The 14126-nt window shown below is 38.1% G+C and carries 14 protein-coding genes and 2 other annotated features; of the genes, 10 read left to right on the top strand and 4 right to left on the bottom strand.

The window, feature by feature from the left end:
* The first annotated feature begins 175 nt into the window (after positions 1-175).
* The 4 genes from LO754_RS21885 to LO754_RS21870 all read left to right on the top strand — a co-directional run bounded on the left by LO754_RS21885 (position 176) and on the right by LO754_RS21870 (position 2559).
* The gene (locus LO754_RS21885; protein WP_024364611.1) at positions 176-814 is read left to right on the top strand and encodes a BMQ_0737 family morphogenetic spore coat protein; all 639 of its coding nucleotides are present in this window, start codon (positions 176-178) and stop codon (positions 812-814) included.
* 92 nt (positions 815-906) lie between these two features.
* Complete coding sequence (locus LO754_RS21880) at positions 907-1482, top strand: hypothetical protein (protein ID WP_025220764.1); 576 nt, start codon at positions 907-909, stop codon at positions 1480-1482.
* Positions 1475-1777 carry a hypothetical protein gene (locus tag LO754_RS21875; protein WP_231785248.1) on the top strand — a complete coding sequence of 101 codons (303 nt, stop codon included), beginning with the start codon at positions 1475-1477 and terminating at the stop codon, positions 1775-1777. The genes LO754_RS21880 and LO754_RS21875 overlap by 8 nt, the downstream gene beginning before the upstream one ends.
* Before the next feature lie 14 nt (positions 1778-1791).
* On the top strand, positions 1792-2559 hold the full coding sequence (locus LO754_RS21870) for a V-type ATP synthase subunit I domain-containing protein (protein ID WP_108030793.1): 768 nt from the start codon (positions 1792-1794) through the stop codon (positions 2557-2559).
* Between the two features lie 253 nt (positions 2560-2812).
* On the opposite strand, the gene rpmG is transcribed toward LO754_RS21870, so the two are convergent.
* Positions 2813-2962 carry a 50S ribosomal protein L33 gene (gene rpmG, locus LO754_RS21865; protein WP_004231780.1) on the bottom strand — a complete coding sequence of 50 codons (150 nt, stop codon included), beginning with the start codon at positions 2960-2962 and terminating at the stop codon, positions 2813-2815.
* A gap of 174 nt (positions 2963-3136) precedes the next feature.
* On the opposite strand from rpmG, the gene LO754_RS21860 reads away from it, so the two are divergent.
* Positions 3137-4330, top strand: a complete 1194-nt coding sequence (locus LO754_RS21860; protein WP_024364607.1) for a GTP-binding protein — start codon at positions 3137-3139, stop codon at positions 4328-4330.
* Positions 4331-4608: 278 nt separating this feature from the next.
* Here LO754_RS21860 and LO754_RS21855 read toward each other — a convergent pair whose 3' ends face one another.
* Entirely contained in the window at positions 4609-5151 is a 543-nt protein-coding gene (locus LO754_RS21855; protein ID WP_108030794.1) for an isoprenylcysteine carboxyl methyltransferase family protein, read from the bottom strand.
* A 1-nt stretch (position 5152) separates the two neighbouring features.
* The gene (locus LO754_RS21850) at positions 5153-6235 is read right to left on the bottom strand and encodes a type III polyketide synthase (RefSeq protein WP_229387939.1); all 1083 of its coding nucleotides are present in this window, start codon (positions 6233-6235) and stop codon (positions 5153-5155) included.
* Positions 6236-6617: 382 nt separating this feature from the next.
* Here LO754_RS21850 and rsgA point away from each other — a divergent pair, with 382 nt between their 5' ends.
* The 4 genes from rsgA to metG all read left to right on the top strand — a co-directional run bounded on the left by rsgA (position 6618) and on the right by metG (position 10988).
* On the top strand, positions 6618-7688 hold the full coding sequence (gene rsgA, locus LO754_RS21845) for a ribosome small subunit-dependent GTPase A (RefSeq protein ID WP_231785247.1): 1071 nt from the start codon (positions 6618-6620) through the stop codon (positions 7686-7688).
* Positions 7689-7758: 70 nt separating this feature from the next.
* Positions 7759-8184: a FosM family fosfomycin resistance protein gene (gene fosM, locus LO754_RS21840; RefSeq protein WP_024364603.1), complete on the top strand. Its 426-nt coding sequence runs from the start codon at positions 7759-7761 to the stop codon at positions 8182-8184.
* 15 nt (positions 8185-8199) lie between these two features.
* The gene (locus tag LO754_RS21835) at positions 8200-8853 is read left to right on the top strand and encodes an HAD hydrolase-like protein (protein WP_108030797.1); all 654 of its coding nucleotides are present in this window, start codon (positions 8200-8202) and stop codon (positions 8851-8853) included.
* 93 nt (positions 8854-8946) lie between these two features.
* Positions 8947-9207: a binding site (T-box leader), on the top strand.
* A gap of 146 nt (positions 9208-9353) precedes the next feature.
* Positions 9354-10988 (top strand): methionine--tRNA ligase, encoded by a 1635-nt coding sequence (metG, locus tag LO754_RS21830; RefSeq protein WP_231785246.1) that lies wholly within the window; start codon positions 9354-9356, stop codon positions 10986-10988.
* A gap of 199 nt (positions 10989-11187) precedes the next feature.
* On the opposite strand, the gene LO754_RS21825 is transcribed toward metG, so the two are convergent.
* The gene (locus LO754_RS21825; protein ID WP_231785245.1) at positions 11188-12759 is read right to left on the bottom strand and encodes a 2-isopropylmalate synthase; all 1572 of its coding nucleotides are present in this window, start codon (positions 12757-12759) and stop codon (positions 11188-11190) included.
* Positions 12760-12822: 63 nt separating this feature from the next.
* Positions 12823-13105: a binding site (T-box leader), on the bottom strand.
* Between the two features lie 199 nt (positions 13106-13304).
* Here LO754_RS21825 and LO754_RS21820 point away from each other — a divergent pair.
* Complete coding sequence (locus LO754_RS21820; RefSeq protein WP_231785244.1) at positions 13305-14060, top strand: HAD family hydrolase; 756 nt, start codon at positions 13305-13307, stop codon at positions 14058-14060.
* The last annotated feature ends 66 nt before the right edge of the window (positions 14061-14126 follow it).

The following is a 14126-nucleotide window of genomic DNA, read 5'->3' as shown; positions in this document are numbered from 1 at the left end:
ACTTTCTGTTACAAAACCATGTAAACAGCCAAGAAGAAAGCAATGGTTCTATTCACTACACGACAACACCTCTCTTGAATAAATATCCTGTAAATTATTTGTTAGCCCATGCACTTAACGCTAAAAAACATATGCTACAAACGAAAGATAAAAAACTTATGGAGGTGTCAAAAGGATGCAAGATAATATGCCATCCCAGGCGCGCGAACTAATTTGTATAAATGTCGATAAGGTATATGACTGGATTGTAAAGGAAATGTCATTTGATATTTCGCCAACAGGTGCCATTACTTTCCCTGGTATAACACCAACGACAGTTTTAACAGGTGCAACTGTTACGTGTAGAGTAATTCCGGCTGCGACAAACCCAATCGTGATTCTTAATCGTGAGAATCGCCAATTCTCTATTGATGGATCAACAGTTTGTCTGCAACACTTGAATATTCAAAAGAACTTCATTCTTACAATTGTAGTTACTTTACCAAATGGTACTGTGTTTACAAGCAGTGAGATTCCGGTATCACGTTGTGAACAAGTTACATTATGTGCACCTAAAGGAACAGATGTTGAAATTCTTTATACAGATTTAGATTGCTTCGTGTGCACAACAGGTACGCTTACTGCTGGTACTGGAACAATTACATTTTCTGCGTTAACAATTACAGTAGCAGTATGTCAAAGTATTCAATCTACGTTCCCAGTTACTGTAGAGTTCTTAGCAAACTACTGCGAACCAAGAGCAGATTTACCATTCTCATGCCCAACTGCGGTTCGTCCAAAACAATGTTCCGTTATTTTCCCAACAATGGGGTAATGGTGCTAACACATAAGAAGTTGTCATAACATAAAGAGAGGATTATCCTCTCTTTTTTATTTTGGTTACTTATTATATAGGCAAGTCTAATTATGAGTATTCATCATGAGTCTGTGCAAGAAAAAATAAGGAAGCTGAAAGAACAAACAACATTATATGTCGATGAAATGAAAAGACTGGTGAAAGAGCTCGACCAGAAAAAGGAAGTAAGTAGCGTTAGTTATTTCACAACGTCACTTAATATTTCATATGATGCTGATCAAGAAAGCCTATGTCTTGGCTCTTATCATATTCGCAATATCGGTAATCAACCACTAACAAATCCGTATATTTGTATAAAGCTGCCTGATGATTCTCCTTTTTCATTTTCAGGAAGGTATGTTTATGAGCATTTTAATCAAAATTTAAAAGTTTCCGGTAGCTGGGAACGAATACATGATACTTCTAACAAAACAGAATTTTGGCTTAAACCAATAGGGAAACCAACAATTGAGCCAAATGAGACGATTTCATTTACTAATTTCCAAATTAAATGGTCCCATCATTTATCTTATGCAGGTACAATAACGGGATTTACATATTGTGATGAGCTACAAGACGGTGTCTTAGTAATAAATCCTATTAATCTTAATGGAATGAGCAGTGTAAAGGAGGGGCAAGATGAGTGAATTAGAGGAACAAAAATTAGAGGTAGGGCTTGAGCAAATCGTACGTCAATATATGAAGGATCGGCTGATAAATGTCTCAGACTTTATACAGGAGGAAGATAATAGTTTTGCTTTTCTAGAAAAAAACACGTTGCAACTATTGCTTGCCTCCTTGCTATCCGGGGACAAGAGAGTACTAGTAGAGAATGGCAATGGGCAATTTGAATTGAGTATTGTAAAGCAGCTAGATGAAATGATTGAGGAAACGAAAGTGCAGTTTGAGGAAGTAATGGATCTTTTGAAAAAGCTATCGTGATAGGAGGTACTAACGTGGATAATCAAAGCGTTAAAAATAACGATCCTATACAGCTACAGCAAATGATTATTTTTTTAAGAGCAGAGCTTGCGAAATATAAAAATGAAATAAATCGACTTAGAGATAGCGATTATTATTCACTCGTACTAAGACTAGAGCGAGAAAATGTCCGACTAACAAGACAAAATAAAGAACTTTCAATGGATCGTATGAAGTTAAAGAGAACGTTTGAAAGGGAGTCAAAGACCTATGAAGAAGATAGACAAAAAAGAGAGAGTCAACGACAAAAACATATTGCCTCGATAGACCTACTGTTAAAAGAAATAGAGCGCTTACGTACAGAAAATAAACAGTTACAGTATACAAGGAAGCAGACCCATCAGGATATAGCAGTAGATGATAAGCGTGCTATAGAGAATCTCGAAATACAGTTAAGTACATTTACGAAAGAACTCAATGCAAAAGTGAATTCGATAATGGATACTTTACAGCAAGATGACACAACTAATGTCTATGATTATTTAGTTAAAGAACTAGCAGAGAGAAACGATGAAATCCATAAATTGTCCATAGAGTTAATGGAAATAAAAAATAAAAAAACAAGTGCGGAAGCCGTATCGAATGAAAAAACCCTATCCGAGTTAAACGCTAAGATTGAAAAAATAATAGCTCAATCGATTGATTTTGAAGAGCAACTAGAAAAGAAAGTACGTATACTGGATGACTTAGAGCAACAATTAAACCAGCTCGTTATAGAAATCAATGCCAATCAATCGATGTAAAATAAGTGCTGGCATCATTTAAGCGGTATGTGGAATCAGGATGGATGTATCCTCTTATGTAAAATCAAAAAATATAGGGGCTCACTAGTAGTTGATTATGGAGGACATAGAAGTGCTACTCAAAATACTCAAATGGAAGCCGCAACTAACGTGAATCAGCGAGTTGCGGCTTATTGTGTGCCTGCGTACGAACATCATGGCACAGCCTGAAGCTATTTTTTCTATAAATGTTACGCAAAATTAAGCGCTGTTATTATTTTGTTTCTCGGTGTAATGTAACACGCTTCAAACGGGGTGAATATTTCTTTAATTCCAGTCTTTCAGGATTATTTCGTTTGTTTTTAGTTGTAATGTAATTTTTATCGCCTGTTTCAGTGCAGGCTAAAGTAACTTGAACACGCATATTATCGACTCCTTTTAAATCGTAATTATTACGCTTTAGATAATATATTGTTTACATACTAATGTCAATGTTTTGCGTTACAAAAAGTTATGCATTGCATTTTTATATTTTTTATGATTAAATTACAAACTATAAATAGTAATCATTACGATTTAGAATGATGGAGGTTATAAAATGACAAATAAAATTCCAGTGACTGTATTAAGTGGTTATTTAGGTTCGGGTAAAACGACGATAATGAATCATGTGTTACAAAATGAAAAAAACATGCGTGTAGCTGTTATTGTCAATGATATGAGTGAAATTAATATTGATGCAGAGTTGATTGCAAATGGTAGCGGTATTTCTCGGACAGAGGAAAAATTCGTAGAGCTTTCCAATGGCTGTATTTGTTGCACACTACGTGAGGATTTACTACAAGAAGTAGAGCGTCTCGCAAAGTTAGGGAATATTGATTATATTTTAATTGAGTCGACAGGTATTAGTGAACCAATACCAGTTGCACAAACCTTTAGTTATTTAGACGAGGAGCTCGGTATTGATTTAACGAAGTTCTGCAAACTCGATACAATGGTAACTGTAGTCGATGCTAATCGTTTTTGGCATGATTTTCAGTCAGGTGAAAGTCTATTGGAACGTAAGGAAGCAGTTGGTGAATTAGATGAACGCGATGTAGCAGATTTATTAATTGACCAGATTGAATTTTGTGATGTTTTAGTGCTGAACAAGTGTGATCTCGTAACAGAAGAAGAGCTTGAAAGACTAGAACGTATTTTGCGAGCACTACAACCTGAGGCAAAGCTTATTCGTACCGTTAATGGGGTAATAGAGCCAAGCGAAATTTTAAATACAGGAAGATTCGATTTTGAGAGAGTATCAGAATCGGCAGGCTGGTTAAAAGAGCTAGAACTTGGTCATGAAAATCATACACCGGAGACAGAAGAGTACGGTATTGCTTCATTCACTTATAAGCGTAAAATCCCTTTCCATCCAATGCGCTTTGTAGAGTGGTGTGATAACATGCCAGAATCAATTGTCCGTGCCAAAGGTATTATTTGGAGTGCGAGGCATCAAGATGTGGCATTATTACTGTCACAAGCAGGTTCGTCTGCGAAAATTGAACCTGTTTCTTATTGGGTAGCAGCTTTACCTACAGCACAGCAACAGGATGTCTTTTTACAAAGCCCAGAGGTATTGGACGATTGGGATGAAGAATTCGGTGACCGTATGACACAGTTAGTCATTATAGGAATAGACTTAGATCAAGAAGAAATTACAAAAGAGCTTGATGCATGCCTTTTGACAACGAATGAGTTTGCGGAGCCTTGGGAACAGCTAGAGGACCCTTTTAATTGGGAGTGGAGTTAAAGAGGCTAAATAGTGGGTTGCCTGTTCAGCTTACTTTTAATGATAGGAGTTAACGAGCTATAAGGTTTAATCAAAGTGAAGGGTTGCTCGACGCCTATGGAATAGCAAGAGACTTAAGCCACGCCCGCAAAAAAGCGAGCAACCCGTAACGGCAATCAACTTGCACATAGAAAATAACTAGGAGACTCGGCGCTTGCCTATGAAAAGCTTAGTGTTCGTGCTCGCTGGATTTAGTAATAATGCATGGAATTACTGTAGGAGAAACTGGATCTACCACATTACTTTTGTGGTAGATCCTTTTTAAATACATGATTATAGTCAGTCGCATCTCGTAATGCCTTTTCTTCTATTGGGATTCTTACTGATAGCATTGTAATGTTTAAGAGTGTAAAGCAAAATGCTGTAAAATAAGCTTGAAACATAATAGGCAACAGCAGAATTTCTAAACTAACAACGGCATAATTAGGGTGACGCATAAATGTATAGGGTCCCTTTCTGACAACTTCTGCACCTGGTAAAATTAAAATTTTCGTATTCCAAAAAGGTCCTAATGACCGGATACACCAAATACGTAAAGCTTGCACTAAGAGGAATAATAAGAAAAGTAACGGAAATAAGGGCGATGGTCCAAAATTATTGGAAACAACTTCAACAATCAAAAATAGAAAAAAACTAACATGCATGGCAACCATATAGGAATAATGTGATTCACCTACTTCATAGGCACCTTTTGCAAGCATCCATTTTTCATGGCGTTTGGCTATAAAAACCTCTGTTAATCTTTGTAGAATTACAAGAATTAAAATAAAGTAAAATAGCATACTACTCCCTCCATTTAAGTAATACAGCTTCCGCACAGAATCCAGGGCCGAGGGCGACAAGCAACCCAATATCATCTATCTGCCCTTCGTTTAACATAAATTGTTCGAGTACATATAATACGGTAGGCGAGGACATATTACCGTGATTGCGTAATATTTCCCGAGAAATGTCGGTTTTTTGTTGAGAAAGATAGAGCGCATCCTCATAGGCTTTTAACACCTTTTTCCCTCCAGGATGTGCAATAAAATGATCGAGCTGTTCGCTGAAAAGGTGTTGTTCGACTAAAAATTGTTCAATGAAAGGACCTAGCCAATTCGTAATAATCGCTGGAATACTTTTTTGGAAAACGACATGAAGCCCGTTATTTTTTATATTCCAGCCCATCACATTTTCTGAATCAGGCATCCACTTCGAGCCAGTTGTAACAATCGAAGGAACTGCTTTCTTCGTCTGTATTGCTGCATCGTCTCCGCAAACAAGTATGCAAGCTGCACCATCTGCGAATAAGGATGCACCGATTAAATTACTTTTTGAAAAATCGTTTTGTTGAAAGGTTAAGCTACAAAGTTCAACACATACAACAAGCACCTTTGCTTGAGGATGTGCTTTGCAATAATCATAGGCACGACTTATGCCAGCTGCACCACCTGCACAACCTAACCCCCATAGAGGAATACGTTTTAATCGATCTGAAAAAGGTAGTTGATTCATAATTCTAGCATCGATGCTTGGTGTAGAGATGCCCGTACTACTTACGAAAATAATGGCATCTATTTCGTTAGGAGAAATCGGTGCTTCTAAAAATGATTCATTTTGTAAACAAGCTTGAATGACCTCAACGCTATATTGCGTTGCTAACGCTATATACAGATTGTTTCGCTCTTCGAAAGTATGCTCATTGCGGTGCCATTCGGCTGGTACACAGAAATGGCGAGTCTGAATGCCACCATTATCGAATACTTTTAAATAACGCTCTAATTTGGGGATTTTTTCGTAAAATAGTTCTTTTGTTAATGCCTCTGCATTCGCTTGCTGCAATGTGTAAGGTGGTTGATATGTACTTATCGAAATAATTTTTGACAATTCAACATCTCCTTCGTAAATAGGGGTCTTGTACATTATATGCAGATAGGAAGGGCATACATGCTTCATATAGATCAATTTGACAATTTTGAAAAAATTAGATATATTGGAAACATCTAAATTGGAAGTAGGTGATGTGACATGATGAATAGAGCCGTTTTTAACGAACTGCATTTCGGTTTGTTCAATTTCACACGCCTAAAATATACAATTTGACCTTGCTTTGTAGCGTGAAATACTACGATGTGGCAATGGCTATTTGTGTATTCCCTTAAACGTGCCTGTGAAACTTTGTAACTGCCGAAATGCAGTTGCAAAGTTTTTTTATGTTTGTAACGCATTAAGAGGCGTAATGGATAGACACATTTAGGAGGAATAACAATTGAATTTAACAACTTTAGGTTTTTCAACATATTTTCAAGAGCAATACACTGCATTTAAAGAGCAAACAAAGTTAGCAAATTGCGTACCTGCAAGGGTTGCTTTGGAGCATAAACATTCATACCGTGTGTTAGCTGAAGATGGAGAATGGTTAGCGACCATCGCTGGGCATTATGCGTATACATCGCTCGCGAGAGAAGACTATCCAGCAGTTGGGGATTGGGTACTAGTGGAGAAGATGGCGGGAGAAGAAAAGGCAATTATTCATAAATTATTTACCCGCAAGTCCGTTTTTTCTCGCAAGGTTGCAGGATTAGAAATTAAAGAACAAATTGTCGCGTCAAATGTGGATATCGTTCTTCTTGTCATGAGTTTAAATGCCGATTTTAATATTCGCCGTTTAGAACGCTATTTAGTAGCCGCTTGGGATTCAGGGGCTAAGCCGGTAGTTGTACTGACCAAGGCCTATTTATGTGAGGATATACCGAGCATGGTACGTGAGGTTGAGCAGGTCGCATTTGGAGTAGATATTTTTGTTACTAGTGCACGTTCAGGTGAAGGGATAGAAGCTATTCGCATGCTCTTTACGGACGGGGTGACGGGTGCACTGCTCGGTTCATCGGGTGCGGGAAAATCTACTTTAATGAATGCATTAAATGGAGAAGAGCTTATGAAAGTTTCAGCTATACGGGAAGATGATGCGAAAGGTCGCCATACAACAACACATCGGGAATTAATTGTACTGCCGAGTGGCGGTTGCTTAATTGATACGCCAGGGATGCGTGAATTGCAATTATGGGATCAAAGTGAAAGTCTATCTTCTAGTTTCCGTGATATTGAAGAATTTGCGACAGCATGTCGTTACAGGGATTGCACCCACCATAAAGAGCCGCATTGCGCCGTACAGCAAGCCATTTTAGATGGAACGCTTGAACCATCACGCTTACAAAGCTATTTTAAATTGCAAAAAGAACTTGCTTTTATTGAGCGGAAAACGAATGTGCAAGCAAAACTGAATGAGCAACGCAAATGGAAGCAAATTGCGAAAGGGTTAAAGAAGGGAAAGAAATAGTCGAGAAACGTTAAGGAGCAACTTCGCAATGACTGCGGAGTTGCTATCTAATTGTTTGAGGAGATGTATTATGGCTATACAAACTATTAATCATTTTTTATTTTCTGTTTCAGATCTAGCGCAATCTATAGCATTTTACCAAAATATTTTTGATGCGAAGCTTTTGGTGAAAGGGAGAAGCACAGCCTATTTTGATGTAAATGGGCTATGGCTTGCGTTAAATGAGGAAGCGGATATTCCACGTAACGAAATTCACCAATCCTATACACATATTGCTTTCTCTATCGATGCAAAAGATTTCGATACGATCTATGAAAAGCTTGTACATTATAAAGTCAATATTTTAGAGGGTAGGGTAAGAGATGAGCAAGATAAACAATCTATCTATTTCACTGATCCCGATGGTCATAAATTTGAATTCCATACAGGTACTTTGCAGGATCGCTTAGCTTACTATAAAAAAGAAAAACCGCATATGGAGTTTTTCAATGATTAAAAAAGGAGTGGTAATATGAAAAAAGCAATTATTTTTGATATGGATGGCACATTATTTCAAACAAATCTTATTTTAGAGCCGGCTCTTTCTGCGACATTCGATGTGCTACGTACAAAGGGATTATGGCAGGGGGAGACACCCATTGCCCAATATCGTGAAATTATGGGGGTTACATTGCCTGTTGTATGGGAAACATTATGCCCTATGCACACATTAGAGGTGCGTGAAGCTAGTAATGTTTTATTTCATGAAAAGCTTATCGAGCTAATACGAAACGGCAAAGGCGCATTGTATCCAAATGCAGAGCAAACACTCGCTACTTTAGCAAACGACTATCATTTATACATAGCGAGCAACGGACAAAAAGAGTACTTGCAAGCAATTGTTGAAACATATAAGCTGAACCGTTTTATAGAAGGAACATATAGTATTCAATCTATTCCAAGTGGTCATAAATCTGATTTAGTAAGAAGTGTAATCGAAGCAAACGCCATTCAAGCTGGCACTGTTGTCGGAGATCGTTCGTCGGATATCCAAGCAGCACGAGATAATCAGCTATTTTCAATTGGTGTACGCTTTGATTTTGCTCAAGAATCCGAGTTACAAAAGGCACATATTGTGATAGATAATCTACAGGAAATACCATCTGCACTAGCGACTATTTTATAAAAATGTATCATTGTTCTTCATCCATCTATAGCAAGCTCGTAATGTTTACGTTGCATTCCATAAGGGGAAAGAGTAAAATAGTGCCAAACTATAATAAAAGCGTTGAGAAGGAAAAGTAAATTGGACAAGCATTTAATAGAGAGCCTCTGTTGGTGGAAATGAGGTAAATGAACCCTTTTGAAAATGACCTTTGAGCTTCGTACCGAAAGCTTTTTGCGAGTAGATTACGACGAGGTGGGCACTCGTTACAACAGCGGCAGTATCTCTTATATAAATGCAAGACGTACTGATTAAGGCAAATAGTGTAAGCTATTTGTAAATATAGGTGGTAACACGGGTATACTCGTCCTAATCAGTCATGATTAGGGCGTTTTTTTTATCTTCAAAAAGCGTTAGCTATTAAAAATTAGGAGAAAATTCTAATAAGGGACGAATGAAGATAGGAAAAACATGTTATCCGCATAACAAGAAATTTGGAAGATTGAGGGGAGTAACTTAAGATGACAATTGTAATTGGAGGAGCGTGGCCTTACGCGAATGGTTCATTGCATTTAGGGCATATCGCTGCATTATTACCAGGTGATATTTTGGCTAGATATTACCGACAAAAAGGTGAGCAAGTATTGTATGTTTCAGGAAGTGATTGTAATGGTACGCCGATTTCAATTCGAGCTGCACAGGAAAATACGACGACAGAAGCAATCGCAAACCATTACCATAACGAATTTACACAATGTTTTCATGACTTAGGATTTACGTATGATTTGTATACAAGAACGGATGCAAAGCACCACCATGATGCGGTACAGTCTATTTTTTTACAACTGCTAGCAAATAATTATTTATACAAAAAGAAGATTGAACATACTTATTGTGAAACGGATAAGCAGTTTTTACCTGATCGCTTTGTAGAAGGTATTTGTCCAAATTGCGGAGCGAAGGCACGTGGAGATCAATGTGATAATTGTTCACAAATTTTAGATCCACTCGAATTAATCGATAAGCGTTGCAAAATTTGTGGCAATGAGCCTGTTATCCGAGAAACAGAACATTTTTATTTTACTTTTAGTCAATTTCAAGGAAGACTTGAAACGTTTTTAGCTGAAGCCAAAGCAGATAAACGCTGGCGAGACAATGCACTAGGCTTAACTGAACGTTACTTAGCGGAAGGCGTACCAGATCGTGCTGTTACCCGTGATTTACCGAACGGAGTTGACGTACCCGTTCCAGGCTTTGAAGGAAAGAAAATTTATGTGTGGATTGAAGCGGTAGCAGGATATTTAACAGCTAGTATGGAATGGGCAAAACAACACAATAGAGCACTTGAAGATTTGTGGAATGAAGAAACCATTGCTTACTATGTGCATGGCAAAGATAATATTCCATTCCATACAGTTATTTGGCCAGCGATTTTGATGGGGATTGGGGCAAAAGCATTGCCAACACATATTGTCTCAAATGAATATTTAACATTGGAAAAACGAAAATTATCTACGAGTCAAAATTGGGCCTTGTGGGTGCCATATATTTTAAGTCGCTATGATGCAGATTCGATACGATATTTTTTAACAATGAATGCGCCGGAAAACCGAGATACTGATTTTTCTTGGCGAGAATTTATTTATAGTCACAATGGAGAATTGCTAGGAGCTTACGGCAACTTTGTCAATCGCACGTTGAAGTTTATTGAGAAGTCATTTGATGGTCAAGTGCCTCAGATGGATGTCGATGGGTCTGTAAGGAAACAAACGATTCAATTGTTTAGTGATGTCGGTGTGGCGATTGAAGCGGGGCATTTTAAACAAGCGTTAGAGGGGATTTTTGCATATATTCGCGCAGCCAACCGCTATTTTGACGAACAGCAACCATGGTTACAAGTAAAGGACAATTTGGAAGATTGCCATCAAACGCTCGCAACATGTGTTTATATGATTGCAAATTTAGGTCAAGTACTACAGCCATTTTTACCGTTCTCTACAGAGAAAATTCGGAACATGTTAGGCATAACCGAATTGCTGTGGCATGAGCAAGTAGAGCTACCTAAAAGCATTACCGAAGTAACACCGTTATTTGAACGGCTTGATGTAGGGCTAATTGAAGAAGAATACCAAAAGTTAGTAAATGACAGTCAATAAAATTGTTTAAGTGACTGGAATTGTATGAGTGACTGGCACTGTACTTTCCGCGGGCACACGATAAGCCGCCATATCCTCGCTAATGCGCGGTTATGGCGGCTTATGTTCTGTGCGGATTCCACTGAAGTCTCCACGGATTTTTCTTTAAAACATATGTGAATTGTATGAGAATTGTATGAGTGCCTGACACCTAAACAATTTAGTTCGTAACGGGTGTTAGGTTCGCTACAACAATGCTGTTGATAGCATTGATATAAGCCATTGCACTTGCTTTTAAAATATCTGTATCTGCCGCTTTTGCAATATATTTCGCGCCTTCGTGTTCAATTGTAATTTTTACTTTACCAAGCGCTTCTTTACCACGAGATACGCTGTTAATATTATATTCCACAAGTTTTACATCTATTTGTACAATATCTGCAATGGCAGAATACAAGGCGTCAATCGGGCCTGAACCGACTGCACTAGCTTTTAATACTTCGCCACCTTTGCGAATTTTTACACTAGCAGAAGGGAAGCTTGCATTGCTGACGACTTGTAAATCGACAATGTCAAAAAATTGCTCACTATAATGAGTCGCATTGGCATGATTTGCGTCATGCTTTTCATAATAACTTTCTACAATGACATATAAGTCGTGGTCGTAAACTTCTTTTTTAGCATCAGCTAATTTTAGGAAGCCGTCAAAGATACCTTCAAATTCTTCATTCGCTAGATTTGAAAAGCCTAACTTCTCCAGTGCATTTTTTACTGCATGGCGTCCTGAACGAGCCGTTAAAACAAGTTCCATATCATCCAGACCTACATCTTCGGGATGGACAATTTCATAGGCATCGCGAGATTTAAGCAGACCATCTTGATGAATACCTGAAGAGTGGGCAAATGCATTGTCTCCAGTAATGGCTTTGTTCACTTGTACATCTAAGCCCATAAAGCTAGAAACAAGGCGTGATGTGTTCATAATTTCTTTTGTGTTAATGCGCGTAGTTGCATTGTAGATAGAGCTGCGTGTTTTCAATGCCATGACAACTTCTTCGAGTGCGGCATTTCCTGCACGTTCTCCGATACCATTGATGGTACATTCGACTTTGTCTGCCCCGTTTTTAATAGCAGCAAGTGTGTTAGCTGTTGCCATTCCAAGGTCATTATGACAGTGGACACTTAGTAAAACACTGTCATTTAGATTTTTCATGCGGTCATTCAGCTTGTAAATCATAGCGCCAAATTCCTCAGGTTCAGCAAATCCAACAGTGTCCGGCACGTTAATCATCGTTGCGCCAGCCTTCATCACTGCCTCAATTGTTTTCCATAGGTATTCAAATTCTGAGCGAGAAGCATCCTCTGTTGAATACTGCACTTGTGGTAAAAGTGTTTTTGCATATTTCACAGCATCTACGCCAATTTGTAATATTTGATCTTTCGATTTACTGAATTTCTTTTCAACATGGATATCAGAAGTGCCAAGTACCATATGAATCATTGGATTTTCAGCATATTTTACAGCGTTGTATACCGAATCAATATCAGCCTGTACTGCTCGTGCTAAAGCTGTAATCATAATGTCATTCGTATTGCCGACCTTTTGTGCGACAGCTTTTACAGCATCAAAGTCACCTTGTGATGAAGCAGGGAAACCAGCTTCGATAATATCGACGCCTAATTTTTTGAGTTGCTGTGCAATCTCTACTTTTTCGTATAAGTTTAGTTTTGCCCCTGGCACTTGCTCGCCATCACGTAAAGTTGTATCAAACACCCAAATTTTTCTTCCCATTTTCAAACACTCCTTTTGTTGTAATTAATGAAAAAAATAAAAAAACCCGCCTCTATATCAAAATATAGAGACGAGTTATTGCTCGCGGTACCACTCTAATTGACCTTTTCTTTCAAGAAAAAGTCCCCTTATCGACAGCTATCACTGTCTATCCCAATAACGGTGGAAACCGACATCCCTTACGTTGAAACCGGCATTTAACTTACTAAGCATCGTATGCCTTATTCGATGAGGTTCAGGGAGTAGCTCATGGATGAGTTCAAAATGTGTGTCTACCGATTTTCACCAACCACCGGCTCTCTATAAGTACACGAGCATTTCTACTACTTCCAATCTTTGCTTACAATGTGTTGTTGAGAGTTATAATACGTGGATATTTTCAGTATGTCAACAATATTCTAAAAATTATTTGTTTTCTGTTTTAAAGACAAAATGTACTAATAGGTTTTGAATCAACGGATTTTCACACACTATTTTTAACAAATAAAGGTATATTTTATGAGATAATATGGGGGATTTTATATACATCGAAAGTAGGTAAAACAATGAAATTTGTATTTGATTTAGATGGCACGATTTGTTTTAAAGGTCAGCCTTTGAGTGCTGGTATTATAGCTGCATTAGAGAGTTGTCTACAGAATGGACATGAAGTAATTTTTGCCTCTGCTCGTCCGATTCGAGATTTGTTACCAATATTGCCCGAGTCGATGCATCAATTTTCGATGGTTGGAGGTAATGGAGCATTTGTTGCAGTCAATGGGGCCATAAAAGAGATAGTAGCATTCGAGGGACAAATTGTTGAAGACATTAAGCATATTATAACGGCTTATCAATTAGCTTATTTAGTGGACGGTGATTGGGATTATGCCTTTACAGGTAGTGAGACACATCCAATCTATCAAAATTTAGATCCACTCAAGCTAGCAAAGCAAGTGACATTGCAAGAGCTAAAGGACATCGTGAAAATTGTATTATTCCCTGGTGCACATCACTTAGAAATATTAACGCAGCTACAAAAGCTACCGATTTCGATATATGAACATGCATCCGAAAACATAATAGATATAAGCCCAAGCGGAATTAATAAGTGGACAGGCTTGGAGAAATTAGGCGTAGAACAAAATCAGTTTATCGCCTTTGGCAATGATGCAAATGATGCCTCCATGTTTGCAAAAGCATTAGACAGTGTTTGTGTTGGAGCGCATGAGGTAAGCCAGCTTGCAACATTACAAGTGCCAAGTGAAGAAACAGCAGTAATTGAAATGATCCAACGGTTAAATTGTTTGAGTGCCAGTCACTGAATAGGACACAAAAAAGCCGCAACAAACGGCGCGACAGCGACAGTTGCGGCTTATTGTGTGGGTGCC

Source organism: Lysinibacillus sp. GJ-1 (genome assembly GCF_021166035.1).
GTDB lineage: Bacteria > Bacillota > Bacilli > Bacillales_A > Planococcaceae > Lysinibacillus > Lysinibacillus sphaericus.
This window is presented reverse-complemented; position numbering and strand designations above follow the sequence as displayed.